Genomic DNA, 25,634 nt, shown 5'->3' on the forward strand with positions numbered 1-25,634 from the left:
GCCCGCATACATCTTGAGCAAATCCAGTAAATCCCGTTCTTGCGCCTTTGCTGCTTCATCTCCTAAAACCCACCTCCTTATGTCAGCCTATTCCCAACCCATGCTCCGCGACAATGCCCTGCAAGGCAAAACCATTGTGGTGACGGGCGGCGGCACCGGCCTGGGCCGGGCCATGACTACCTACTTTCTACAGCTCGGTGCCAACGTCACCATCAGCTCGCGCAAGCTGGATGTGCTGGAAAAAACCGCTGCCGAGCTGCGCGAGCAGACCGGCGGCCAGGTGCTGGCCGTGCAGTGCGACGTGCGCAAATACGACGAGGTAGAGCGTATGCTCCAGCAAACCATCGACACGTTTGGCGCCGTGGACGTGCTGCTGAACAATGCCGCCGGTAACTTCATTTCGCCAACGGAGCGCCTGAGCCACAAGGCATTTGATGTGATTGTGGACATTGTGCTGAAAGGCAGCTACAACTGCACGCTGGCCTTCGGCAAGCGTTGGATTGCCGACCAGCGCCCCGGCACCATCCTCAATATCGTGACGACGTATGCCTCTGTGGGCTCAGCCTATGTGGTGCCGTCGGCGGCGGCGAAGGCAGGCGTGCTGGCCCTCACCCGCTCGCTGGCCGTGGAATGGGCCAAGTACGGCATCCGTTCCAACGCCATTGCGCCCGGCCCCTTCCCCACGGAAGGCGCCTGGAGTCGCCTCTTCCCCGAGCCGCTGGCCGCCAAGCTCGACCCCGCCGCCTCGGTGCCCCTTAAGCGGGTAGGCGACCACCAGGAGCTGGCCAATTTGGCCGCCTACATGGTATCGGATTTCGCGGCCTACATGAACGGTGAGGTAGTCACCCTCGACGGCGGCGAATGGCTGAACGGGGCCGGCGAGTTCAACAAGCTGGAAGCCATTCCGGCCCCCATGTGGGATGAGATTGAGAAGAAAATGCGCCGCTAGCTCACGGATTAAAGCGGATTTTTCGGATTAATCGGATTTCGTGGACGAGTCAAACGAAAAGCGCTTGCCATTTGGCAAGCGCTTTTTTATAGGCTTTTCGTCAAAAGCCTAGGGAACTTCAATTACATTCTATAATCGTCCACAAAATCCGATTAATCCGAAAAATCCGCTTTAATCCGTGATTATAGTTTATACCCCTTGTACCCCTTCGCAAACTCCTCCTGGGGAATAGGCTGGTTGGCGATGATATTCGAGAACTCAAACCGCTCAAACAAACCTTTGTCATCCAGCACTTCCACCACTAGGGGTAGGAAAAGCTTCTGATCGACGCAGACGGTGGTACGACGACCGTAGGCGTTGGGCACTTGGATGGTTTTGCCTGCCGGCACGGGCTTGTCGTACGACAGGTCGTTGCGTTCCACAATCCGAAACTCGCCGCAGCCAAATTTATTGGCAATCTGCGTGAGGGTTTCGGCTTTGGCAGGCGTGTAGGGCACGTACCGAAACTGCGGAAAGTTGGATAGCAACACGTGGCACGGCCGCCCGGCCACAATAGTGTCGCCGGCGTAGCGGAAGGAACGCTCGAAGGCGTGGTCCTGGCGCTGGGTAGAGCCGCGGATGATATCGGAAATGCTGCCAAAACCGGCGTCCAGTAAGCTGTGGTGCTGGTCGCGGCGCATGAGGGTGCCGTTGGGGTCTAGGTTGAGCGTCACGTAGGGGAAGCTATTGGGATATACCCAGGCGTCACCGCCATTTTGCCCCGTTACCCACAGTGCCTCAATACCTTTCTGGTTGCGCAGATACACCTGTAGGGGGCTGCTGCTGAGCTTTAGGGTAGACTGCGCCGCAACGTATTTACCATCCACCCGTTCCTTTGCCCGCACCGTGCAGCGCAGTGTTTTGAGGTTGTCGATGGCGGCGCTGAGGCGGCTCAGCAACTGCTCGGTGGAAATCTTATCAGTAGGAGCCGGGGCAGCGGCGAGCGAAGAGGCCAGCAAAACAACGGCCAGCGCAACCAGCCGAATAGTACGCATCATAGGAAAAATAGGAAAACGTTAGCAGGCGCCCCCATGCACAAACCGCGCCGAATAGCCTAGTTGAGGCTAATGCGTGGAAACCGAAACGTATTGCTATCAAACACGAATAGCTCGTGCATTTCAATTTGCCAGAAATAAGGATATAAAGGCAACTGCTCTAACACAGCCCGCGCCTCGGCCTCCGTTTCCCCATTGATGGTGAGCCAGCCGTGCCGGTAATCGGCGCTGATGGCGTAGTTTTCCAGCACACTCTCGTCTAGTAACTGGCTCACGTGGGCGCGATGACTGGGAATCAGTTCTATAAAATCCTCAGAAAAATGAGGGGGTAGGGAAAGCGTAACGATGAACTTGGGCATATAGTGAAGCAGATAATGCTAAGTCGGATAAACGGTACTATTCCTAGAAAGTTGGCTTTTTGCCGCAATGGTGCAACTTTTTAACCATAATTGTAGAATAGGAAGGCATGTACTTCTCCATCATCACCCCGACCCGCAACCGTCGGCAGTATTTGCCCGAGGCCATTGAGAGCGTCCGCGCTACTGTTTCGGCCCCCATCGATTTTTCCTACGAGCACCTGATCAACGAGTTGGCCAGCGACGACGACACCGCCGCCTACCTAGAGGAGGTAGCCGCCCAGGACGGCCCGCCGCTGCGCTACTGGAAACAGCCGGAGAAAATGCTGCCTGGCCCCGCTCGCAACCAGATCATCCGCGAGGCGCAGCCCGGCGGTTGGCTCGTACCCCTCGACGACGACGATGTAATGCTACAACGCAACCTCTACCACTACGCCGACCTCATCCAGCAGCATCCCGACCAACCGTGGTTCGTAGCCGACTTCCTGCGTATGGACGAGGAGCGGCGCTACCTGCTACGCGAAGACTACTACGCCTGGAAATTTGACACACCCACGGACATGCTGCGCGCCATTTTCCGGGCCGAAAACTTCATTCAGGGCAACGTGTGCTACTCGCACGAGCTGTTTGATCAGGTAGGCGGCTACAGCGAAGACATTGAAATGGCTGAGGATTTGGAGCTGTACGTGCGCTTCCTGCTGGCTGGTCACTTGCCCGTCATTTCGCCCCATATCAGCCACCTGCACCGCTTCCACACCAACAACATCAGCGTGGGCGTAGACGCCGAAAAGCACGGCAACGACCTGCGCGCCATCTACGACCTGCACGCGGCGGAACTGGGCAAGCTGGGCATTGAACGGCCATAGCATAACTCATTAGCAGCCTATTTACTCTGTCATCCTGAGCTTGCGAAGGACCTTCTCACGCATGAACGAGTCGTTGGTACGATGGTCGTTCTAGCGTTAGAAGGTCCTTCGCAAGCTCAGGATGACAGGTAGTTATTTATGGCTGTTTATATAACACCCCGCCCTTCATCACTAGCCGCACCTGCCGTAATGCCATCACGTCGCGGGTAGGGTCGCCTTGCACGGCCACGAGGTCGGCCAGGAGGCCGGGCTGAATGCGTCCCCGATCAATAAGGCCGAAAATGCGGGCATTGCCGCTGGTGGCTTGGCGCAAGACGGCCAGGGGCGTGAGGCCGTAGTCCTGCACCAGCAGCTCGGCCTCGCGCACGTTGTCGCCGTGCGCAAATACGCCCACGTCGCCGCCAAACGCCAGCGTGACGCCGCTTTTCAGGGCGGCTTCCATGCTGATGTGCTTTTGCTGCACGCGCTCGGGTAGGGCGCCCTGCCCCTTATGCCAGCCCTGGTACTGCGCAATGGCGTCGCCGGCTGCCACGGTGGGGCAGAGGGCCACACCGCGCTGCTTCATCAGCTTGAATACTTCCAGCGTGCCGCCGTCGCCGTGCTCAATGGTTTGCACGCCGGCCAGTGTGGCGCGGCGCATGCCTTCGGGGGTAGAAGAATGCGCTACTACGGGCCGGCCGGCGGCGTTGGCCGTTTGCACGATCAGGTTCAGCTCCTCCTGCGAGAAGGTAGGGCGCGCCGGTTCGCCCTTGCCCCAGCGGTAGTCGGCGTATACTTTAATGATATCGGCGCCGCGCCCGATTTGCTCGCGTACGGCCCGTACCACGCCTTCGGGGCCGTCGGCCTCCTGGGCGCCCTGGGGCACCTCCACGTCGGTAGAGAGCTTGGGTCCGTAGCTGCCAGTTGCCACCAGCGCCCGGGTAGCCACCAGCAGCCGCGGGCCGGGAGTAATGCCTTGGTCAATAGCCTGTTTGATGCCCACATCGGCGTAGCCGGCGCCCTCGGTGCCCAGGTCGCGGGCGGTAGTGAAGCCAGCGAGCAGCGTGCGTTGGGCATGGGTCGTGGCTCGCGCCACCCGCAACGCCTGCGACTCCAGCAGCACTTGGTCGTTCCACGGGGTTTCGTTGTAGGGGTGCAGCAGTAGGTGGGAGTGCCCTTCTATCAGACCGGGGAGTAGGGTAAGGCCGGGTAGCTCCAGCGTGCGGGCGCCGGCGGGGGTAAGCAGGTTGGGGCCAACGGCTTTTATCCGGTCGCCTTCCACCAGCACCTGCCAGCCGGTGTGCAGCGTTTCACCATCGAAGACGGCGGCGGGGCGCAGAAGGGTAGAGGTGGGGGAGGTTTGGGCTAGTAGCGGCTGTGCGCTGCTCAGCAGAAAACCGAATAGGAAAAGCCAGCAGCATCTGTAGCTATGAGAGAGCGAGAGCATAGAGCGGGAATATATTCTTGGTCAATAAACACAAAAAAGAGACGTCAGTAGCTGACGTCTCTTTGTAAGTAGGGATAGAGATACAAGAGGTTGTTCGCTACCACTGGCTTTACGCTTTTTGTTTGCGCTTGCCCTTCTTCACTTTCGCTTCCTTCGCTGGTTTGCCGTTGGCTTCTGGCTTGCCTACCAGCGTCATTTCCTGAATAAGGCGGGTGGCGCCGGCGTATTTATCCACTACAAACAACATGTAGCGCACATCAAGGGTGATATTGCGCACCTGGTCGGGGTCGAACATGATGTCGGACATGGTGCCTTCCCAGTTGCGGTCGAAGTTGGTGCCAATCAGCTCGCCGCGGCCGTTGATGACGGGCGAACCGGAGTTGCCGCCGGTGGTGTGGTTGGTGGCGATGAAGGCTACCGGCACGGTGCCGTCCACGGCATATGGCCCGTAGTCTTTCTTCTGATACAGCTCTGCGAGGCGGGCCGGCACCTGAAAATCAGGGTTCGTGGGGTCGGCCTTTTCCATGATGCCGTCGAGGGTAGTGTAGTACGCATACTTCACACCATCGCGGGGCTCGTAGCCGGCTACCTGGCCATAGGCCACGCGCAGGGTAGAGTTGGCGTCGGGGTAGAAGGTTTTATCGGTCTGCATCTGGCGCAGGCCGGCCATGTAGGTGCGCGAGAGCAGCGTGATGTTGTCGTTGGCAATCTGATAGGGCGGCAGGATGTTGGCCCGGTAGTTCGTCACGATGGCCGAGGCCAACTGGTAGGCCGGGTCGTTGGTAAGGGCGGCCACGTTGCCCTTAGCCACTTCATCCAACACGGCGTTAGCGCTTTCCGGTGTCGTCAGCCGTGATTTGCTGTAGAGGTGGTCGGCGTAGGCGGTCCAGCCATTTTTGCCCGGATACTGCTTCTGCAAGGCCTTCACGTAATCAGGCAGGAGGGTAGGTGGCGTATTTTCAGCATACAGCGCCAGCAATGCCGCCGCTACTTTCTGATCGGTTGGCTTGCTGTAGTTCCGAAAGAAGCCATTCACGCCGGTTTTGAGCTTCTGCACGGCAGTGGTGCGGTCGGCGGCGTTTTTGATATCCGCCACGGCCAGCAGGCTGTTGGCATAGAGCATCAGCTCCACACCCAAGGCGGCTTCGGTCACGTAGTCGCGGGCTAGCGACACGTCGCGCTCGGCGCGGTAGTTTTTCTCAAACTCGGGCAGCAACCCGGCGTAGGCGGCGCGGCGGGCCGCATCGCCCTGGGTAGCCCACTGCTGAAAGCGGGCTTCCTGCTCCTGCTTGCGCGCCACGGCATCCAGGCGCTTCAGACCGCGCATTTCGCCTTGCCACTTCTTCCAGTAATTGGCCAGCGAGGCATATTTCGCGGCGTACTGAATCCGCACTTTATCCGAAGCCTTCATGTCGGCGTCCAGGATGCGCAGCTTGGTGTCGCGCACCTGTACCTTGGCCGGGTCCGAGAGAGAGTAGATTTCGTCTACCCCCCACGAGGTCAGGTACTCGTTGGTACGGCCGGGAAAGCCAAATACCAGCGTGAAGTCGCCGGGCTTGATGCCGCCGAGCGAGATGGGCAGATGATGACGGGGCTTGAAAGGCTTATTCTGGGGCGAGTAAGGCGCGGGCTTGTTGTTGGGGCCGGCGTAGATGCGGAACAGGGAAAAGTCGCCAGTATGACGGGGCCACATCCAGTTGTCGGTATCACCGCCAAACTTACCAATGCTGCTCGGCGGGGCACCTACCAAGCGCACATCCTCAAACACCTCCGTCACAAACAGATAATACTCGTTGCCGCCAAACATGGGCCGCACAAAGGCGCGGTAGTGCGTGCCCTGCACGGCCGCTTGTGCCACCTGCTGGCTGTGCTGCTGCACCAGCCGCTCGCGGGCATCTTCTGAAATGCCAGTGGCGGGCACATCTTGCAATACCTGCTTGGTTACATCCTCCATGCGCACAATGAAGGTAGCGGTGAGGCCTTGGTTGGGCAGCTCCTCGCTGGGCGACATGGCCCAGTAGCCGTTGGTGAGGTAGTCTTTCTCCACCGACGAATGGCTCTGGATGGAGCTGTAGCCGCAATGGTGGTTGGTGAGCAGCAGGCCCTGATCGGAAATGATTTCGCCGGTGCAGCCACCGCCGAACTGCACCACGGCGTCTTTCAGGCTGCCTTTGTTGACGCTGTAGATGTCTTCGGCCGTCAGTTTGAGGCCTTTTTGCCGCATGTCGGCTTCGTTGAGTTGCTTGAGCAGCAGAGGTAGCCACATGCCTTCGTCGGCACGGGCGGAGGGTAGGAAGGAAAGGAGCGTAAGGGCCAGCAACGCCAGCCGGTTGGGAATGGGCATGAACAAAAATTGGGTGAACGAAACCCGAAAATACGGTTTTTTGAGCGCCCACCCGACGCAGAAGGTCGAAGAAACCGCGTCCAAACGTCGCCAAAAGCATGGCTGGCACGTACTCATAGTTCACAGATAGAGCAGAGGAATATGTTTTTTAGTAGCTGGGCCAGCATTGGCCGCACGGCGCTTATGGCCGTTGCCGTTTATGTTGCCATCATTGTTTTGATTCGGCTGTCGGGCAAGCGCACCCTGGCCAAGATGAATGCCTTCGATTTGGTGGTAACGGTGGCGCTGGGCTCCAGTCTGGCTACGGTAGCGCTATCCAAAAGCACGAAGCTGGTAGAAGGCGTGCTGGGTATTGCCGTGCTATTGGGGCTGCAATACGTGGTGGCGTGGCTATCCATTCGCTCCAAAAAAGTGCGCCAACTAGTGAAGGCCGAACCGCAGATGCTGCTGCACAACGGACAGTTTCTGGAAAGAGCGCTCCGGAAAGAACGCGTTACGCACGACGAAGTACGCGCAGCCGTGCGCCAGCAAGGAGTTCTTGCGCTGGACCAGGTGGCGGCCGTAGTGCTGGAAACCGATGGTAGTATGAGCGTAATTCAGCACTCCGACCAGTCGCAATCGGCCTCGGCTTTGGAGGACGTGCAGGGACAGGTAGGAAAAGAGCAATCCTGAAGAAAGCCTGTCATCCTGAATGAAGTGAAGGACCTTCTGCCGGTAGAACGATACTCGCATCAACGATTCGTTCTACCGGCAGAAGGTCCTTCACTTCATTCAGGATGACGGGTAAGCTACACTACTTACGAGTGGCCCAACTCCGCCACGGCGGGCAGTTCTTTGTTAGGGCGGGCAGGCGCTTGGGCATCCTCGGCTACCATGGCCGAAGTTTCTTCCCACGACTTGAAGTGCTCCAGCTCCACCCGGAAACGGTCCATAAACCAGGCAATCAGCGCGGCGTCGTCCAAAAAGCCCAGGATGGGTAGGGCGTCGGGCACCAAGTCAATCGGCGACAGTACGTAAAGCAGTACTGCCAGCCCCGATATGGCCGTCGTTTTGGAAAGTTCGCGGTAAGAGCCATTGATGAACGCCGTTACCAGCCGAATTAGCAGCCGGCCCACATCAATTACCTGCTGAATAGGACCTTTCTTGCTGTCCTGGTCGTCCAGCTTCTGGGCTACGTCGTGCAGGGCCGTAGCCACCAGAAAAGGCTTGCCCAGCATCTTGGTGGCACGCCCCATAAAAGCAGAGAAAGCAGCGTTTTTAGCGATTTTAAAACCTTTTTCGGCAAGTGTAGCCATGAGGAGAAAAGTGAAGGATGAAAGTACAAGCTGGTGTACGTAGCCCCTCCGGTCGCCGTTGTATCAGGTGCCGCACACAAAAAGAGCCCGCCGGTTGCGGCGGGCTCTTTTGCAAGGGCGCAGTTGATGACGCTACTGTTTGATGAAGCGCTTCACGTAGGTCTGTGTGCCGCCATCCACCTGGATGATGTACATGCCAGCTTTCAGCTGAGTCAGGTTCTGGTTCAATTGCTGATTCAGTTGCTCCAGCGAGCCGGTGCCCGTTGCCACCTGGCGGCCATCTACGGACGATACGCGCAGGTGCAGCGTCTTAGACGTCGGCTCGGGTAGGCTCAAGCGCACGGCGCTGGTCACCGGATTCGGATACACGTCGAACTGCTTGCTGGCTGTTGCTTGTTTGGTAGGCAGCGTGGCCTGCGCAAAGCTAAAGCGCGTGAGCACTGGGTAATGGTCACTGGTGGTGTTGCCGAAGTCCGCAACCTGTGCGGCTACGTCGGAGCGGATTTGCACGGAGTTCGACACATAGTAAGCGGCCATTTCGCTGGATACTATCACGTTGTCAATCACCGAGCTGTAGTCTACTGTCGAGCGTTGGCCGGCCACCGCCAGGGGTAGGGTAAGGGCTTGGTAGTTAGCGGCATCGTTGAGGAATACGCTGTACGACGAAGCCGTAGTGGGTGTACCGGTAGCAATGGTGCGGTACAGGTCGTCGTTGTAGTCACCCAAAATCACCACGTTGGCCGTCGCATAATCAGCATCTAGCAGGGCTTTGAGGCCCGTGGCCCCGCCTACCCGGCGGTTGTACGACTCCAGCGAGCCGGCCGCATCGCTCTCATTAGCTTTGGCATGAATCACGATGAAGGTTACGGGCTTGGTCTGGCCGTTCATGGTCACGTTGGCCGTCATCAGGTAGGGGAAACGGCCCGAGGCCCAGTAGTTGTACTGGTCGCAGGAAGTGCACTGCAAGGGGTTCGAGAAGGTAGGGTTGGCTACTACGCTGGTGCGGTACACAAAGGCCAGCTTCTGGGCCGTGCCAAACGTGTTGCCGCTCACGTACTCCGATACCTTGTAACGGTAGCCGCCCGGCATCTGGCGCACCACGGTGCCCAGGCGCACGGTGTCCACAATTTCAGCCAGCGCAATTACGTCGGCATTCAGAGCAGAAAGGGTAGCCAGGGCGTTGGCTTGCTGCAAGTTGTCGTCGGCGGGGTTTTGGGCCGACGAGCCAAACCACTCGATGTTCCAGTTCACTACGTCCAGCGTCACGGCGGGGTCTACGCTGTTGCCGTACAGCATCACTGTGCGGCTGTCGGCGCCGGTTGTGGCCACGCTCAGCGGAGTGCTGTAGCTGGCAGCGGCCTGAGCGGGCGCAAAGCGCACCGTGACGGTAGCCGTGTTGGCCTCTGCGGCGGTATAAGAAACGGTATTGCTGAAAGCGGTACCGTCCTTGGAAACCTGGAAAACCGGGCTTTGCGAAGTGATGGTAACCGGCCCCGTCAGGTTGCGGGCCGACAGGGCAAAGGTACGCGTGGCAGCAGTAGCGGCGCCTACCATCTGGTAGCCAAAGTCCAGGCGAGAGGTCGATGCCGATAGCAGCACCTGCGCGGGCGTGCTGGAGTTTTGCAGGCGGATATCGTCCAGCGTCCAGCGGGCGGCGGCGCTAGTGGTGCTGGTATACACAAAGGCCACGTGCACGTTGCTACCCTTGTAGGCCGAGAGGTCTACGTTGTCGGTCAGCATCCAGGCGTCAGCAGAGGCGAAGGGTACGGGTAGGGTCGTCCAGGTAACGCCGGCGGCGCTAGGCGAGCCAGTACCCGAGTAATTGGTAGAAACGCGTAGCGACAAGCCCGGGCCCGTGAAAGCCACTCGGCTCCAGAATGAAAACAACGGGTTCTGAAAGTTGCTCAGATCAAATGCTGGCGAGATAAACCAGTCTTCGTTTTCGCGGGCGCTACCGGAGTAGCCGTTGATCTGCACGCCATTGGGGGCCGAAGCCGTGCCCGAGGCGTCTGCGGCATTGTGGCCGAAAGTGGTGCAGCCCCAGGTTTGGTCGCCGGTTATGCTGAACTGCGTCCAGCCATCAAACGAGGTAGCGGAAGCTGGGCACTCATCGAATGCAAACAAATTGTTGTTTGGGTCGACGCCCGTGCCGCTTACCGCCACTGTTTTATCAGTGGCGCCGGCCGTGCTGTTGGTGATGGTACCCGATACAAAACCAGCCGCGGTTGGCACAAAGCGCACGTACACGGTTTGTGGCGTAGCTAACTCAGCCACAGTGTAGGTCAGAGTAGAGCCAAAGGTGCCGGTGGCAGTTTTAGAAACACTGAAACCTGCTGGCGCTGTAACCGTGGTGGCGTCCGTGAGGTTGGCGCCCGTGAGTGCGTAGCCGACTACAGTTGAGGTAGCTGCCAGATTAATACGGCCAAATCCTATGCCGTTCGGCAACACGGTCAGGGTAGGCGCATCGGGTGCCGTAGCAGTCCAGGTCAGCGAGAAATCGTCGATGGCAGAGGACGCACGGGTATTGGACCCTGTAGTAGCACTTGGTGCTACAATCCGAATCCAGACAACGTCATTGATATTATCAAGCTGATTACCAAAATCAATAGAAACCGGGGTGCTGCTGAAGGTACTGTTGCCCGTTGTGAATGTAGCCGTTCCTGCCTGCGTGAATGTTGTGGGGGTAGCGCCCGTGGCATAGTCTACCCGCCAGGTGGTTGTGCGGGTAGAGCTGGCATCCAACGACTGCAACAAGAAGTTGAGTTTGAATCCAGTGCGGGCACTGGTATTGGCAAGCTGGAAAACAAAGGCCGGACCGGCATTTGCCGAGCCATCGGCAAACGAGCCCGTTTGCCGCACGCCTAGCGCCCGATTGGTGGAGGCATTTTGCGCTGTAGGGTCTGCCGCAGCAGTAAGGCCGGTGGCCGAAGCAAAGTTTTTGAAGGCTCCACTAGTGTTATTCCACTCCGTTGGAGTGGTGGTGAGCGTCGCCACGCTGCCTAGGGCATCGGCCTTAGCAGCTGTACGTACGCTAAAACCAGCGGGCAAACCAGTGCCAATCTGATCAAAGTTTTCTGTATATGAGCTGCCGCTTAGCGTTACCTGCGCCGCAGCGCTACCGATGCTGCAGAGCAACGCCAGGGCTGTTGCAGCGCTTCGCATCCTGAGTAAAAAGTGTTTCATGAGAAAACGGTGTTGGTTGCAGAAAGGACACACAAAGGTACCCGCAGTGGGTACGGTGCTATGTTAAGATAAGGTTATCAAATATAACGTTTCCTGAAAAGTATTATTCATTATTGATAACTAGTTGAGTATCAATAAACGTGAAAACGCCGCCCCTGTTCGGGAGCGGCGTTTTTTATTATGGTGCGCTACGGCAAAAAGCTATTGTGCAAACAGACCTACTGTGCCGCCTACCCAATCCTTGTTCTTGTTGAAGTCGACGCCAATCATGGCGCCGCGGCTGAGGCGGGCCAGGTTGGTGAGCAGCACCGGGCGGGGCGCATTTTCGGGCCAGATATAAAGCAGGCGGATTTCACACTTCACCAGCTCACCATCGGCGGCCAGTACCACGGGCTCGTAGGCTACCTTGCGCTGCAAGAGGTAGTTGTGCTTGTCCTCGATGGCATCCAACTCGGTGGGCGTCACGTTCAGCTTCACGCCGGCCCCGGCAAAGGAAAAAAGGGGCTTGAGCACGTAGTTGTCGAGGTCGGCGGGGTAGGCACTTAACTCATGCAAATAGTGGCTGGGCGGCACAAAGGGACTGTGCAGCAGCGGCAGGGTGTACTTGCTGATGCGAAAAAACCAGTTGGGGTGCCCTACCCAGGTCACATCCACATCCTCGTCGGTAAGGCGGAAGTCCAGCTTGAGATCGGGGTAGCGCAGCAGCTCGTCAAAAATCAGACGGTTATAAATGCGCTTGATGTCGATGCGGCAGCCGTCCTTTTCGTAGTACAGCTGCCGGCCGTCCTTGCGTACGTCGGTGATGCACACGGCCTCTACCCCCAGCTCGCGCTTGGTAAGGGCAAAGTCGATGCGGGTTTTCTGCTTGTCCGGAAACAGCTCCAGCAGCACCACATTTTCCGGGTTTTCATTGCCCACTAGCAGCTCCCGCAGTTTCGCCAGGTAGTCCGCCGAACTCAGCCCGCCAAACAAATGCGTTACTGAATCGGGTATCGGTAAAAACTTCCGAAACGTGTGGGCCAAATAGTCCTGAAAGACATAGAGCGACGGAAAGCCCTGCAACTCAATAAGCTGGGGCTCCAGTTCGCCTTGCGCATCGCGGCACACAGCAAAGTCGATAGCCAGAAATTGGGTGTGGGCGTCTTCGTGAGGTACGCGCTGGGCCGGCGGTACGGCCGCCTCGGTGCGCTCCTTGAAATCGGGCGCCACCAGCGCATCAATGATATCCTCGCCCGCCTGCAACAGCTTGTCGCGCAGCACAGCCGGTACGAAAATCGGCGTTTCCGCCACCCGAAAATCCAACTGCCCCGGCAGTTCCTCATCCACGGAGTCAATCAGCTCCTGAAACCGTTGCGGTGTGAAAGCCGCGTTATACGTCTGGCGAAATTCCGGAATCATGCTGGGAGATGGGGTGAGGGTAAGGTAGGGACTATTAGAACGTCATGCTGAGCTTGTCGAAGCATCTCTACCGTGAGTAATCTCAATCGTTAAAAATTACTCACGGTAGAGATGCTTCGACAAGCTCAGCATGACGTTCCTGTATTTATAATGTAACCGGCTGATCAAAAGTCGTTAGCGCTGCTGCCGACTGCCGCAGGAAGGCCGGTACCAGAATGCGCTCCGTCAGCTCGATGGCGTCGGGGTCTTGGAGTAGGCGCACCATGTCGTCGTATTTTTGCTGGCCGTGGGTATCAATCACCTGCTGGCGGCGCTCGGTGGTCAGCATGTAGTGCAGCATACCTTCACTGTCGGCCTCGGGGTGAAACTGCGTACCCACCATCTCCGGTGTGAAGCGCAGCGCCATAATAGCGCGGTCAAAGGGCAGGTGGGGGCGGTCTTTCTCCAGAGCCAGCACCTGCACGCCCAACTGCTGCAAATGCGCTTCATCGGGGTTCGTCACCTGAAAATCGCGCGAGTCGACGGCCATAAACGGATTAGGCAATAGGCCCAGCAACGGGTCTTGCTGGCCGGCCTCGGTCATGTGCATCGGGAAGATGCCGAAGGAAGTAGACTTGCGGGCGCTCAGCTCGCCTACCTGCAAGTGGCGGCTCACCAGCTGGAAGGAATGGCAAATCAGCAGCACGTATTTCTTTTGCTCATGCTCACGGTTCCAGGCCAGCAGCTGGTCGATGAGCGCGAAGTAAGGCGTCTCCCAGGCTTCGTCGGAGGGTAGGGGCGAGCCGGGCCCGCCCGATGAAATGTAGATATCGTAGTCGAGGCCTGGCACCGCCATCTCGGCGCGCACGTTGAACACGTCGTAGCTAACGGGCACCGATACGTCGGCCTGCAACTGGTGCAGGATTTTCAGAATACAGCGCATTCCCTGGTTCGGGAAATTGTTGTACATATCCAGAACGGCAATTTTCAATGATTTCATGCGGTAGCAACTGCCCAGCTGGGGGCTGGGGATAATGGCAAAAAAGCAGAGCGACAGCAAAGATGTGGCCGAACCTGCCTCAGGTTCCAACGTGGAAGCCTGACAGGTAGAACATTACAACCCGTGAGAGGTTTCCTGCACAATGAAATCAACAACTTTCTTCAGGTCGCCGGTTTCACGGAATACCTTCAGTTGACGGTCGGCGCCGGTGCCCATTTCCATCATTTTGTGGATGTATTCCACCTCGTGGCGGCTGCCCAGCTCGTCGAGCACGTCGTCTACAAAGTCCAACAATTCCTGAATCAGGTTGCGGGTAGGGAGTTCTTCCTGCTTGCCAAAATCGATGAGCTTGCCGTCGAGGCCATAGCGGGCGGCGCGCCACTTGTTTTCGTTGATGAGGGCCTTACGGTACTGCCGGAAGGTCAGGTTGCTGATCATCAGCTTATACACCTTGGCCACCAGCGCCTGCATGAGTGCAGCCATGGCCACGGCTTCGTCCACGCGCAGCATCATGTCGCACACGCGGTATTCAATGGTGTTGAAGAATGGGTGCAGGCGCAAGTCCCACCAAATCTTCTTGCCGTTATCAATACAGCCCGTTTTGATGAGTAGATTGATGTAGGCGTCGTATTCGCTGGCGCTGCCGAAGTGCTCGGGAATGCCCGTACGTGGAAACCGTTCGAACACCTTGGTCCTGAAAGACTTGTAGCCCGTTTCGCGGCCTTCCCAGAAGGGCGAGTTGGTGCTCAGCGCAAAGATGTGGGGTAAGAAATAGCGCAGGGCATTCATCATGTACACGCCCAGCTCGCGGGTTTCGACGCCCACGTGCACGTGCATCCCGAAAACCAGGTTGGAGCGGGCGGCCTCCTGCAATTCCTCCACAATCTTGTCGTAGCGCGCATCTACTGTGATGGGCTGGTCCTGCCACCGCGAAAACGGGTGCGTGCCCGCCGCCGCAATTTTCAGCCCTACCCGGTCGGCCAGCTCAATCACTTGGCGGCGCAGGTGCGTTACCTGGTGGCGGGCCTCCTCGATGTTGTTGCACACCGTGGTGCCCACCTCCACCACCGACTGGTGCATCTCGGCCTTCACCTGCTCCTGCAAAATCATCTTGCCCCCCTCCACAATCTGCGACATGTGGGAGCGAAGGTCGCGCGTTTCCGGATCAATTGTCTGAAACTCTTCTTCTATTCCGAGGGTGAAAGTTGGCAGGCCCATGATAGTAACAATGTAGAAATGAACGAATAATAGGGCGTTTGGGGTAGGTTTTTTAGAAGCTAGAACAAACTCCCCTCCTTTTTTAAGGAGGGGTGCCCGTAGGGCGGGGTGGTAAAGTCGTTGAACGATACTAGAGCTAGAAACTTAAAAATTAGAAAATCTAAATTCTAGCTGTCGTCCTAGCGGTTTTACCACCCCGGCCTCCGGCCACCCCTCCTTAAAAAAGGAGGGGAACTAGCCTTAATCTCTAGCTCTTAATCTTCTTTTTTAGCTGCTACCTTTTTCGGCGCAGCCGGCTTCTTAGCGGGAGCCGCAGCCGTAGGATGCACAAACGTGCCCCAGGTAAGATTGTCTTTACCAGGCTTCTGCGTCTGAGCGCGCTTAATAGCCATGTTGGCTGCCGCTTCCACTACCCACTCAAAGTTTTCCTGCCCCACAGAATGAATGTCAGCATCGGGAGCGGGGTTGCCGAAGTCGATAGCCAGCGGAATACCGTCGCGCACGGCAAACTCTACGGTGTTGAAGTCGTAGCCGAGGCCCTGGTTGAGCTTCAGTACGTAGTCCTTCATCGTGGCTAGCAGCTTTTTACCGGCGGCACCCGTCGTTTTCATCTCGGTAGCGTAGCGCTGGTGAAACTCGTTGCGGGGCTCATAGGGCATAATGCGCACGTCCTTGCCGCCGATGCAGTAGCAGCGGAAATAGTCGGTAAACTCCACGGCTTCCTGGAGCAGCATTACCAGCTGGCCGGTTTCGTTGTAGGCGCTGAAAAACTGCTCGGGGTTGTCGAGCTTATACACGTTTTTCCAGCCGCCGCCCGAGTGCGGCTTCATAAATACGGGCCAGCCCAGCTTCTCGAAAGCGGCGTCCCAGTCCGTCATTTTCAGGTTGCGGAACGACTGGTCCGAGGTATCGTCGGGGCGGTTTTTGGAGGGTAGGAGCAGGGTTTTGGGCACTGGCACGCCCAACTGCACAGCCAAGGCATTGTTGAAGAATTTCTCATCAGCCGACCACCAGAAGGGGTTATTGATAACGGCCGTGCCGCCCAGCGCGGCATTTTTGAGGTAGGCGCGGTAGAAAGGCACGTCCTGCGAAATCCGGTCGATAATCACCGCGTAATCGGTCGGAACGCTCTGCTCTACCAGGCCAATTTGCACAAACTCGGCCTGTATGCCGCTGGGTGCTTTCTCATTTACACGGTCGACGAATGCCTGGGGAAAGCTGTTTTCCCGGCCGAAGAGGATGCCAATTTTTTTCATAGTGTAGGGTCTTGGGGTCTTGGGATCTTAGGGTTTTGGTTGTGGGTAGGCTTGGGGCTATCAGAACGTCATTCCGAGCTTGTCGAGGAATCCCGCGTGCTGATGTGAAATACTATCTTTTGTCAGCACGCGAGATGCTTCGGCTGCGCTCAGCATGACGGGCTTATGCCTCAATTTGCGCTAAATATTCCGGGAACATATCGCGCCACACGGGCCAGTCGTGGGTGCCGTAGGGGCGGATGTCGAGCCAATGCCGAATGCCCTTACGGTTCAGAATTTCCGACATTTCGATGTTACCCTGCTTGCAGAAATCATCTACGGCCGAACCCAGCACGATGCCCATCTGGTAGAAGTTATCGTCCTGCGCAGCGGGTATATAAGCCGGTGGGTTGTTGAAGTAGAGGTCGTCGTTGTGGTAGCCGCCCAAGAAGTTGCTGATGTCGAACTTAGCGCCCATCGAGAATAGATAGCTCACTTGGCTGGGGTGGCGAAAGGCGAAGTTGAGGGCGTGGTAGCCCCCGAAGCTGCACCCGGCCACTGCTACCTTGGGCACGCTGTTTTCGCGTTGTAGCATGGGCACCAGCTCCTGGGTCAGCATCTGGTCGTAGCGGTTGTGGTTGTGCAGGCGCTCCTGGGGCGAAAGGTGCTGGCCGTACCAGCTGTAGCCATCCACGCTATCCACGCAGTAGAGGCGGATGCGGCCTTGCTCAATCAGGGGGCGGGCGGCGTCCACCAACCCAAAATCCTTGGCCTGGTAGTAGCGGCCGCCGGAGGTAGGAAACACAATCACGGGGTGCCCATGCTCGCCAAAGACCAGCATTTCAACGTCGTGACCAAGGGCGGGAGAGTAGAAGGGGCGGTAGGTTTCCTGCACGGTAAGAGGAAGTTATGGGACGAAGAATGCGGTAGAATTCAACTATAAACTTTCATTTCTCCGGGTAATCTACGGCATGGAAGCGGAATAAAGTACCTTGCGGTCTTAAAATCGTTCGTGAAGCTATTCCCCGGCGAATGAATCAGCCTGTTTCCCTTTCTACGCAAAACACGACCGTCACGGTGGTCCGCCGCTTGCGGCTGGCCTCGCGGGCCCTGCGCCGCACCGTGCGGTTTGATGTGGTGCTGCCCCCTGGCTACGATGCCGCCGCGCCCGCTCCCTATCCCGTGCTCTACCTCAACGACGGGCAGGACCTGCGCCGCCTGCACCTACCGGCTACCCTCAACGCGCTCTACCGCCACCGGGCCGTGCGGCCGTTTGTGCTGGTGGCCATCCAGGCCGGGGTGCGGGTGCAAGAGTACGGCACCGCGGCCTACGCCGACTACCTGGGCCGGGGCAGCCGCGCCAAACACTACACCGAGTTTCTGCTCACCGAAATGCTACCCTACGCCCAAACGCGCTACCACGTGAGTGCCGACCCCAGCCAGGTGGTGGTAGCGGGCTTCTCGCTCAGCGGATTAGCGGCGTTTGATTTTGTGTGGCACCACCCCGAGGCCGCCTTGCGGGCGGGCGTGTTTTCGGGCTCGTTCTGGTGGCGCCGCCGCGCCCTCGACCAAGGCTACACCGACGCCGACCGCCTTATGCACCTGCTCGTGCGCGAAGGTCAGGCCACGCCCGGCCAGCGGTTCTGGCTGCAAACCGGCACCCTCGACGAAACCAACGACCGGAACCACAACGGCATCATCGACGCCATTGAAGACACGCTGGACCTGATGAAGGAGCTGGAGCAACATGGCCTGCGCCCTAACCAAGAGGTGCGCTACGTGGAGGTGGTAGACGGCCGCCACAACCAAGCCACGTGGGGCCGTATCCTACCCGATTTTTTGCAGTGGGCCTTCGGGCCGGCGGAGGTAGGGAAGTGGCTCACGGCAGACGAACTGCTGGGTAGTCGTCGGGTGTGGGGCAGCCCCAGCCGCTTGGCCCGGCACCGGCGGCGCCTGCGGCCGCAGCCCGCTACCCTGCCGCCCTATCCCAACGCCGCCAGCCTCGCCGATTTTCCGCTGCAAACCACCATCCCGCGCCCGCAGCCGGGGCAATATCCAGCGTATTTCGATGCCTCGTACATCCCGCGCGTGCCTGTGGGCGCCAACCCGTTGGTGCAACTGGAGCAGCAGCTCCAGGAGGTGCAGCAGCTAGTAGGCCAGCTCACCGACGTGCAGGCCCTCACCAACTACGACCCCGGCAAGTGGAGCATCAAGGAAATGCTGCTGCACGTGCTGGATTCCGAAAGGGTCTTTGCCTACCGCGCCCTGTGCTTTGCCCGCGGCGAGCAGCAAACCCTACCTGGCTTCGACCAGGATGCCTACGCCCCCGAGGCCGGGGCCAACAACCGCCCCCTGGCCGATATTCTGACCGAATACGCCGCCGTGCGCAGCGCCACGCTGGCGCTGTTCCGCTCGTTCACGCCCGCGCAGCTGGATAGGGTAGGCACCACGGCCAGCGGCCCCGTAAGCGTGCGTGCGTTGCTGTTTGCCATTCCCGGCCACGAGGCGCATCACCTGCATATCCTGCGCGAGCGGTACTTGCCACTGTTGCCGTAAAGCCCTACTTTGCGCACAACAAGGGCGTATTTCTCCGCGTTGAGGGAGAAAGCAACCTGATTCTGCCACCCCTAACTCATTGTAATCATGGCGAAAGCACAAGACGCCCGCAAAGAAAAAAAGAAGGAGCCCACCAAAACCACCAAGGAAAAAAAGGCCGCGAAAGAGGAAAAGAAAAAGCTCCGCGACCGAGCTGAGTAAATGGTGAAATGGTGAGTTTGTGAAATTGTGAATTAGAAAACGCGTGTCATCCTGAGCTTGCGAAGGACCTTCTCACATCAGAACGATACTCGTAACAACGACTCGTTCAACTGGCATAAGGTCCTTCGCAAGCTCAGGATGAGAGAAGGCTTTTGCATTCACAACTTCACAAACTCACAACTTCACCATTCACAACGTATAATACGGCTCCCGCTCTTTATCATGATGGCGGATGTAGCCGTGGAGCGTGAGTTTAATGAGAGTACGAAAGGCCCGCCGCTTGCCGATATTCAACAGTTTCATATACTGCGGCAGCGTGATGCGCGCGTGTGTGCGCAGGTAATCCAGCACGGCCGACTCTTCTTTGTTGAGAGGCATCCATTCCACGCCTGTGCTTGGCTCGCTGCGCTCTAACACCTTCTCGGTGAGGCCGCTGGCCTGCACGCTCTCGTCGCGCACACGCACATAGCTGCGCCAGTCGCCATCGGCTACCTGGGCGCGGTGCGGCTTGCGGAGGCTTTCGGGCACCGTTACCACTACCACTACCCGGCCATCTTCCTCCACCTCCCGAAAACGCAGAGTGGTAAGCGGCGGATCCACGAAATGCTCGGCCGCCTGCCGTAGCACGTAGATTTCTTCCTCCGCATCGCGCACACCCACCACACGCCCGTCGTCATCAACGCCTACCAGCACCTGCCCGCCGTGCGTGTTGGCCAGCGACGCCAGCGTGCGGGAAATGCGCGTGGGATGCGTGGTTTTCTTCTTGAATTCCAGCCGCTCGCCTTCGCCCTGCCGGATTAATTCTTGTAGCATATTCTTGAGCTGTTAGCTACTAGCTGATGGCTGTTAGCTTCTTTCTTGTAATGAACGAAAAAAAGCCACTTTCCGGTCCGGAAAGTGGCTTTTTCTTGCAGTGGGTAATAGTCTACCCTTCAACAGGCTAACAGCTAATAGCCATCAGCTAACAGCTCAACACTAGAAAGGCAGGTCGTTGTCGTCGTCGCCGGCGATGGGCGCGGCAGGTTGGGCTCGCAGGTTAGGGTTCTGATTCTGCTGAGCAGGAGCAGCGGCGCGAGGCGCAGCAGCTGGCTGCGAGTAGCCACCACCAGCCGGCGCCGAAGCCCCACCAGCGGCCGCCTCCAAACGCCATGCCTCCAGGTTGGTGAAGTACAGCATCTGGCCGTTTTTGTTGAACCCACGACCACGCAGGTTGAAGGTCACTTTAATTTCGTCACCGATTTTGTAAGGGTCGATGAGCGCGGTTTTGTCCTGCACCAGTTGAAACTTGATATGCTCAGGGTACTGACCATCTATAACCTCCAGTACGAACTCGCGCTTGCGGAATTTCTCGCTCACCTGTTGCTCGTCGAAAATCTCGTGCAGGCGGCCGGTAGCATCGTAAGCCATAAAACAGAATATTAGGGAATGTGAAAACAGTTAATCAAACGTACGAAAAAAAACCGACGGCAGCCATGTCCGGCGGGTATCTTGTACGGGGTAGGCGGCGGGATTGGGTAGGATAGTTTGCGTATTTTTCGGCCGATTTCTCCCACTGTTTTTCGTCTGCTTATGTCTACTACCTGGGCGCTGGCCCTGCACGGCGGCGCCGGCACCATTGCCCGCACCTCCATGACGGCCGAGGCCGAGCGCGCCTACCGCGCCGCCCTGCAAACAGCCCTCGAAGCCGGCGCCGACGTGCTTCGCCGCCACGGCTCGGCCCTCGACGCCGTGGAACTGGCCGTGTGCAGCCTCGAAGATTGCCCGCTGTTCAACGCCGGCCGCGGGGCCGTGTTCACCCACGAGGGCCACCACGAAATGGACGCGTCTATTATGGATGGCCGCACCGGTCTGGCCGGGGCGGTGGCCGGCGTGCGCGCCGTGCAAAACCCCATCCGGGCCGCTCGCCTCGTGATGGAGCACACCGACCACGTGCTGCTGGCCTACCCCGGCGCCGACGAGCTGGCCCGCCAGCACAATCTGCCTACCCAGCCCGCCGAGTACTTCTTCACCCAGCACCGCTACGACCAGTTGCAGGAGGCGTTGCAAGAAGGCCGCATGCGCCTCGACCACTCCGAAGCCCAGCTACCCAACGAAGACCCCAAAAAGAAAATGGGCACCGTGGGCGCCGTGGCCCGCGACCAGCACGGCCACCTGGCCGCCGCCACCAGCACCGGCGGCATGACCAACAAGCGCTACTCCCGCATCGGCGACTCGCCCATCATCGGCAGCGGCACCTGGGCGAGCGACCGGACCTGCGCCATCAGCTGCACCGGCCACGGCGAATATTTTCTGCGCGCCGTAGTGGCCCACGACATTGCCTGCCTGATGGAGTACCGCGGCCTGAGCCTCACCGAAGCCTGCCGCATCGTGGTGCACGACAAGCTGGCCCCGGTAGGCGGCGAGGGCGGCCTGGTGGCAGTAGACGCCGCCGGCCACGTGGCCCTACCCTTCAACTCCGAAGGCATGTACCGCGCCAGCCTCACCGATTCCACTCCTATATATATAGGTATCTACGGCGACGAAGGATAGGGAACGTATATAATAAGGAGTGGCTGGTTGTAACGGGTTGTTATTGGTGGCTACTCCTTATTATATATAGATGCACAAAGTTACTTTCGATTCAAGGCGCTTTATATAAGAGTGCATATCGGATAATCATAAGCTTTCCTACTTACTCTAAGAGAATGGCCACAGATTATTGACTTGCTTATTTCTCAAAAGCGAAGCCATATAAATACTGGCTTTGCAAAGAGGCTGTGGGAGCCACGATGAAAGTGAAATCAGTGTTATTCTTCTCTCTGACCAAAACCCCAGCCATACGCACAAACTGTTCGGTACCGCTAGATAGATTCTGTTGCATGAACTCGAAGCCCTGCAGACTAAACTCCTTAACACTACCATACTCTCGGTCAGCAGCGATAAAGGTAGGTTTGGCCTGCTGCCATTCTGAAGGGGAAGATGCCTGCGGATTGCCTTTCGCCAGAAAGCGGTTGTAATCCTGCGCACGTATGTCGTTGACGGAATGTGTAACCAAGGACATTGCTTGCTCTACCTTTGCTAGATCTTGCATAGCAAACTCATAATTGGTTTTTTCTCCTTCAATATTGACACGAATGAAAGCGTAATTTTGCCTTTCTTCTGACGACAAAGCTTCATAAAATAAATATGCACAGTTAGATGCAGGCAATTGAAAGGAGGTAAAATGTTGCTTAATTTTCTCGCCTATCCCAGTGAGCTTAAGTTCATAAAATTTTCCTTGCAGTTTGTCTTCTGTCGTTGCTGAAACCCCTTTCGCATAGTTGAGCTTGCCGCCATAGAAAGCAAGTATTGCATCTACTCCTTTAGATTCAGTAGCAGAGGTACAACTTCCCAAGGTCAAGGTTAAGGCTAGTAGAATAAAAAGGTGTTTCATATAGAATGCTGATTGTTTATGTATGATCGTTACGCAAGGCAAATGAATAACCAAAGATAGATAAGGAGCTAAAGCAACGTAAAAACTTGAGGATGGTGCTAGAGGAACTTGATTCATTTTCTTCGATAAAAGCAGAGCCGCCATTCTAAGTTTAGCTTAGAATGGCGGCTCTGCTTTTATACACAAGCTTAACAATTCCTACACTTGTCCCGGCTGCTCAATACTCACCGTTTCGGCAAAGTTGGTTTTGCCGGCATAGAATTTCCGCTCGTCGATGTCGTACACGTTGCCTTTGGCCAGCACGTGCATGGTCATGTTCTCCACGGATAGCGCCGCGCCTTTTTTCGCGGCGGCGGCGTTATTGTGCCGAATGGTATGGCCGTCCATGATGATGACCAGGTTGGAGCCGATGGTTTCGATGAGGTTGCCGCCGGTGATGAGCACGCCCGTGTCTTCGCCCAGCCCGATGCCGATGAGCTTGGGGTGCAGACTCACGGCTTCGATGAGTCGGCCGAAGCGGCCGCGCTTCACGAAGTGCGAGTCAATCACCACGTCGTCGATCAGGCCCAGGCCGCTACCGATTTTCACGGCGCCCTTCATCAGCGCGTCGGGCACCGAGCCGCCCCGAATCATAATCTGCGACATGGCCATGGCCCCGGCGCTGGTGCCGGCCACCACAAAGTTCGACTCGCGGTGGTAACGGCCGTTCAGGATTTCCAGAAACTCGCCTTCCCCAAACATCTCGCGCAGCCGCGACTGGTTGCCGCCGCTGAACATCACCACGTCGGCGCGGCGCAGGCGCTCCAGGTACATGGGAATGCGGGCATGCTCGGGCGTGCGGATATCCATCACGCCCACGTTGCGGCAATTCAGCATGCCAAACGAGGCCACGTAAATCTTCCCGATTTCCTCCGGAATCATGGAGGCCGTAGTCACTACCTCTATGCGCGGGTCTTCCTTGCCCGACTCCTGCACCACGCGACGCAGGATGCCCAGCTCGAAAAAGTTGAGGTAGTATTTCTTGCGCACACTGGCGCTGGAGTAGGTGCCTTTATCTTCGTTGCCACCGATGGCAATCAGCTTACCGAGGGGTTTTTGATTGTTCAACGTTACGACTGTTTTTTATCAACTCACAAATTACAACGTACCAGTCCGGGCTGCAAGCATCGGGCCGGAGTAGGGTAGGGCGACGCCGATTAGCCAAGTAGCGCGTCGAGGGTGTTGGTAGCCACGGCGTGGTAGTTGGGCCGAGCCTCCTGATAGATCTGCCGGGCCCGCTCCTGGCCGCCGGGGGTAGCCAGCACCGCCCGGTAGAGCGGCACCAAAAACTTGCGCCGGCCCACGCGCACCAGAAACTGGTGCAAAGCTTCGTCGGCAGGGGAGTAGCCGGCGGCCAGCGCCAACGGAAACCACGCCGCCAGAATTTCGGCGTTGCCGGAATGGGTAAGGTCGAAGGCGTCGTCTAGCTCTGCCAGTTGCGCGTGCGTCAGGGAGTGGGGGAGACCTTGCAGGAAATGCACCCATTCGTGGCTGCTCCACTCGGCGGTGGATAGGGCAGGAGCCGCTTCGCCATCCAGCCACTGTTGGCGGGCAGCGTCCACTGCCTCGAAGCGAGCCGAGGCCACGGGTGGTGCTACCCCCGGCACACCCGGACCGTTTATCCAGGCATCGAGCTGAAGCTGTTCTTCTAGCCCCGGCTCTTGGTCTAACAAGGCTTGCCGCAGATAAGTTATGAAGCCCGCCGTATCCATCGACTGAAAGCTGTGGCGGGTGAAGTACTCCTTAATAAAGGAGTCGAGGCGCGGGCGCCCTACCAAGTGCTCTAGCGTGAGCAGGAAGTAGTCGCCCTTTTCGTAAGCAATTTCCGTCATGCCCTCGTCGGGGTCTCGGCCGGTCAGGTGCAGGCGAAGGTGCGTGTCGGCGCTGGTGGGGCCTAGCTCCGCGAGGGTGTGCTGCAAATCGGTAAAGCCTGATACTTGCAACATATCGGCATACTTGCGGCCGTATAGCTGCTCCATAATGCGCCTTTCAAAATACACCGTAAAGCCCTCATTCAGCCAGAAATCGTCCCAGGTGGCATTGGTGACGAGATTGCCTGACCACGAATGCGCTAACTCATGAGCTACCAGACTGGTCAGGCTTCGGTCGCGGGCCAGAATAGTAGGTGTAACAAATGTTAAAAATGGGTTTTCCATACCACCAAATGGGAAAGACGGCGGAAGCACCAATAAATCGTAGCGTCCCCAGCGGTAGGGGCCATATAAGGCCTCGGCAGCGGCCACCATTTTTTCCAGATCCACGAACTCGTGCGTGGCCAGGGGTAGGGTAGCGGGCTCGGCATAAATACCGGTGCGCTCACTTAGCGGCGCAAAGGTCAGGTCGCCTACGGCCAGGGCCATCAGGTAGGCCGGGATAGGGTAGGGCTGCCGGAACTGGTAACGCCCGGCGGCGTCGAGCTGCTGCGGGTTGTCGGCGGCGCTCATCAGGGCCAGCAGGTGGGCGGGCGCTTCAATGTGGGCCTCGTAGGTGAAGCGCACGCCCGGCGAGTCCTGACACGGCAGCCAGGTGCGCGCCAGAATGGCCTGCGACTGGGTGAACAGAAACGGCTGTTCGCGCCCGGCCGTTTGCTCAGGCGTCAGCCACTGCAAGGCCGCGGCGCCCGGCGTGGTGCGGTAGCGGATGGTCACGTGCTCGGTGTCCGGCTCTACGGCGATGCGCAAGGCTTGGCCCAGCACCGAATCAGCAGGGGCCAGGTAGAAGGGGGTAGGCGAACCATCGGGGCCGCCGAGTAGCACGGCTTCCACGAGCAGGTCGCGGGTGTCGAGGTAGAGCTCGGTGCCACCGGCCGGGTTGTGGAGCTGCCAGGTGGCATGGCCGGCAAACGTGCGGCTGGCAAAATCAACGCGCAGCTGGAGCTGCAAATGGCGGACGACTATCTCACCCGGGCGGGCGTAGCTGTGCGGGTCGGAAGAAGCGGGAATGGAAGCAGTCATAATAGAAATGGAAATCAGGAAATAGTCGGGCGGTGCGGCGCTAGTTGTGGCAACGTGGGTAGGGTATACGACCAGCGCGCTCATTCGCTACAATAGGTTTCCGCCGAAGCGCGGGCGAGTGGCTCGCAGCAACGGCGCGGTCGTCTGGCCCCAGTGCTGCCGAAGTGCAAGCTACTCGCCCGCGCTTCG

General features: G+C 58.0%; 21 protein-coding genes. 5 read left to right on the plus strand and 16 right to left on the minus strand.

Going from position 1 to position 25,634, the window contains the following annotated elements; all coding sequences use genetic code 11:
- The first annotated feature begins 79 nt into the window (after nt 1-79).
- Entirely contained in the window at nt 80-949 is an 870-nt protein-coding gene (locus tag H8B15_RS04005) for an SDR family oxidoreductase (RefSeq protein WP_187318372.1), read from the plus strand.
- Nucleotides 950-1,131: 182 nt separating this feature from the next.
- Here H8B15_RS04005 and H8B15_RS04010 read toward each other — a convergent pair whose 3' ends face one another.
- Complete coding sequence (locus H8B15_RS04010; protein WP_187318373.1) at nt 1,132-1,986, minus strand: LysM peptidoglycan-binding domain-containing protein; 855 nt, start codon at nt 1,984-1,986, stop codon at nt 1,132-1,134.
- Between the two features lie 56 nt (nt 1,987-2,042).
- Nucleotides 2,043-2,342 carry a YciI family protein gene (locus H8B15_RS04015; RefSeq protein WP_187318374.1) on the minus strand — a complete coding sequence of 100 codons (300 nt, stop codon included), beginning with the start codon at nt 2,340-2,342 and terminating at the stop codon, nt 2,043-2,045.
- Between the two features lie 107 nt (nt 2,343-2,449).
- Between H8B15_RS04015 and H8B15_RS04020 the strand changes: the two genes are divergently transcribed.
- Nucleotides 2,450-3,205 (plus strand): glycosyltransferase family 2 protein, encoded by a 756-nt coding sequence (locus tag H8B15_RS04020; protein WP_187318375.1) that lies wholly within the window; start codon nt 2,450-2,452, stop codon nt 3,203-3,205.
- Between the two features lie 136 nt (nt 3,206-3,341).
- Here the strand turns inward: H8B15_RS04020 and H8B15_RS04025 are convergent, their stop codons facing one another.
- Together H8B15_RS04025 and H8B15_RS04030 are read right to left on the minus strand one after the other, a co-directional pair.
- Nucleotides 3,342-4,631, minus strand: a complete 1,290-nt coding sequence (locus H8B15_RS04025; protein WP_187318376.1) for a metal-dependent hydrolase family protein — start codon at nt 4,629-4,631, stop codon at nt 3,342-3,344.
- A 109-nt stretch (nt 4,632-4,740) separates the two neighbouring features.
- Nucleotides 4,741-6,975 (minus strand): S46 family peptidase, encoded by a 2,235-nt coding sequence (locus H8B15_RS04030; protein ID WP_187318377.1) that lies wholly within the window; start codon nt 6,973-6,975, stop codon nt 4,741-4,743.
- A gap of 183 nt (nt 6,976-7,158) precedes the next feature.
- Between H8B15_RS04030 and H8B15_RS04035 the strand changes: the two genes are divergently transcribed.
- Entirely contained in the window at nt 7,159-7,647 is a 489-nt protein-coding gene (locus tag H8B15_RS04035; protein WP_216859063.1) for a DUF421 domain-containing protein, read from the plus strand.
- 125 nt (nt 7,648-7,772) lie between these two features.
- Here the strand turns inward: H8B15_RS04035 and H8B15_RS04040 are convergent, their stop codons facing one another.
- The 7 genes from H8B15_RS04040 to H8B15_RS04070 all read right to left on the minus strand — a co-directional run bounded on the left by H8B15_RS04040 (nt 7,773) and on the right by H8B15_RS04070 (nt 17,178).
- Complete coding sequence (locus H8B15_RS04040; RefSeq protein WP_187318379.1) at nt 7,773-8,270, minus strand: YkvA family protein; 498 nt, start codon at nt 8,268-8,270, stop codon at nt 7,773-7,775.
- A gap of 132 nt (nt 8,271-8,402) precedes the next feature.
- The gene (locus H8B15_RS04045) at nt 8,403-11,453 is read right to left on the minus strand and encodes a T9SS-dependent choice-of-anchor J family protein (protein WP_187318380.1); all 3,051 of its coding nucleotides are present in this window, start codon (nt 11,451-11,453) and stop codon (nt 8,403-8,405) included.
- Between the two features lie 201 nt (nt 11,454-11,654).
- Nucleotides 11,655-12,851 (minus strand): hypothetical protein, encoded by a 1,197-nt coding sequence (locus H8B15_RS04050; RefSeq protein WP_187318381.1) that lies wholly within the window; start codon nt 12,849-12,851, stop codon nt 11,655-11,657.
- A 145-nt stretch (nt 12,852-12,996) separates the two neighbouring features.
- A complete protein-coding gene (locus tag H8B15_RS04055) occupies nt 12,997-13,830 on the minus strand; it encodes a type 1 glutamine amidotransferase (RefSeq protein ID WP_187318382.1) in 834 nt (277 codons plus the stop codon).
- A gap of 114 nt (nt 13,831-13,944) precedes the next feature.
- Nucleotides 13,945-15,042 carry a carboxylate-amine ligase gene (locus H8B15_RS04060; protein ID WP_187318439.1) on the minus strand — a complete coding sequence of 366 codons (1,098 nt, stop codon included), beginning with the start codon at nt 15,040-15,042 and terminating at the stop codon, nt 13,945-13,947.
- A gap of 260 nt (nt 15,043-15,302) precedes the next feature.
- Nucleotides 15,303-16,304, minus strand: coding sequence for an ATP-grasp domain-containing protein (locus tag H8B15_RS04065; protein WP_187318383.1), 1,002 nt, complete (start codon nt 16,302-16,304; stop codon nt 15,303-15,305).
- 163 nt (nt 16,305-16,467) lie between these two features.
- Nucleotides 16,468-17,178, minus strand: coding sequence for an alpha/beta hydrolase-fold protein (locus tag H8B15_RS04070; protein ID WP_187318384.1), 711 nt, complete (start codon nt 17,176-17,178; stop codon nt 16,468-16,470).
- Between the two features lie 137 nt (nt 17,179-17,315).
- Here H8B15_RS04070 and H8B15_RS20940 point away from each other — a divergent pair, with 137 nt between their 5' ends.
- Entirely contained in the window at nt 17,316-18,839 is a 1,524-nt protein-coding gene (locus tag H8B15_RS20940) for an alpha/beta hydrolase-fold protein (RefSeq protein WP_246455301.1), read from the plus strand.
- 390 nt (nt 18,840-19,229) lie between these two features.
- Here H8B15_RS20940 and H8B15_RS04085 read toward each other — a convergent pair whose 3' ends face one another.
- Together H8B15_RS04085 and H8B15_RS04090 are read right to left on the minus strand one after the other, a co-directional pair.
- Nucleotides 19,230-19,853: an AlbA family DNA-binding domain-containing protein gene (locus tag H8B15_RS04085; protein WP_187318385.1), complete on the minus strand. Its 624-nt coding sequence runs from the start codon at nt 19,851-19,853 to the stop codon at nt 19,230-19,232.
- A gap of 162 nt (nt 19,854-20,015) precedes the next feature.
- On the minus strand, nt 20,016-20,447 hold the full coding sequence (locus tag H8B15_RS04090; RefSeq protein WP_187318386.1) for a DUF3127 domain-containing protein: 432 nt from the start codon (nt 20,445-20,447) through the stop codon (nt 20,016-20,018).
- 162 nt (nt 20,448-20,609) lie between these two features.
- On the opposite strand from H8B15_RS04090, the gene H8B15_RS04095 reads away from it, so the two are divergent.
- Complete coding sequence (locus H8B15_RS04095) at nt 20,610-21,569, plus strand: isoaspartyl peptidase/L-asparaginase family protein (RefSeq protein ID WP_187318387.1); 960 nt, start codon at nt 20,610-20,612, stop codon at nt 21,567-21,569.
- Nucleotides 21,570-21,747: 178 nt separating this feature from the next.
- Here H8B15_RS04095 and H8B15_RS04100 read toward each other — a convergent pair whose 3' ends face one another.
- The 3 genes from H8B15_RS04100 to H8B15_RS04110 all read right to left on the minus strand — a co-directional run bounded on the left by H8B15_RS04100 (nt 21,748) and on the right by H8B15_RS04110 (nt 25,445).
- Nucleotides 21,748-22,596, minus strand: coding sequence for a hypothetical protein (locus H8B15_RS04100; protein WP_187318388.1), 849 nt, complete (start codon nt 22,594-22,596; stop codon nt 21,748-21,750).
- 54 nt (nt 22,597-22,650) lie between these two features.
- Nucleotides 22,651-23,559, minus strand: coding sequence for a cyanophycinase (locus H8B15_RS04105; RefSeq protein WP_187318389.1), 909 nt, complete (start codon nt 23,557-23,559; stop codon nt 22,651-22,653).
- 89 nt (nt 23,560-23,648) lie between these two features.
- Nucleotides 23,649-25,445, minus strand: coding sequence for a M1 family metallopeptidase (locus H8B15_RS04110; RefSeq protein WP_187318390.1), 1,797 nt, complete (start codon nt 25,443-25,445; stop codon nt 23,649-23,651).
- Nucleotides 25,446-25,634 lie beyond the last annotated feature (189 nt).

The sequence above is a fragment of the Hymenobacter citatus genome, from assembly GCF_014333615.1.
Lineage (GTDB): Bacteria > Bacteroidota > Bacteroidia > Cytophagales > Hymenobacteraceae > Hymenobacter > Hymenobacter citatus.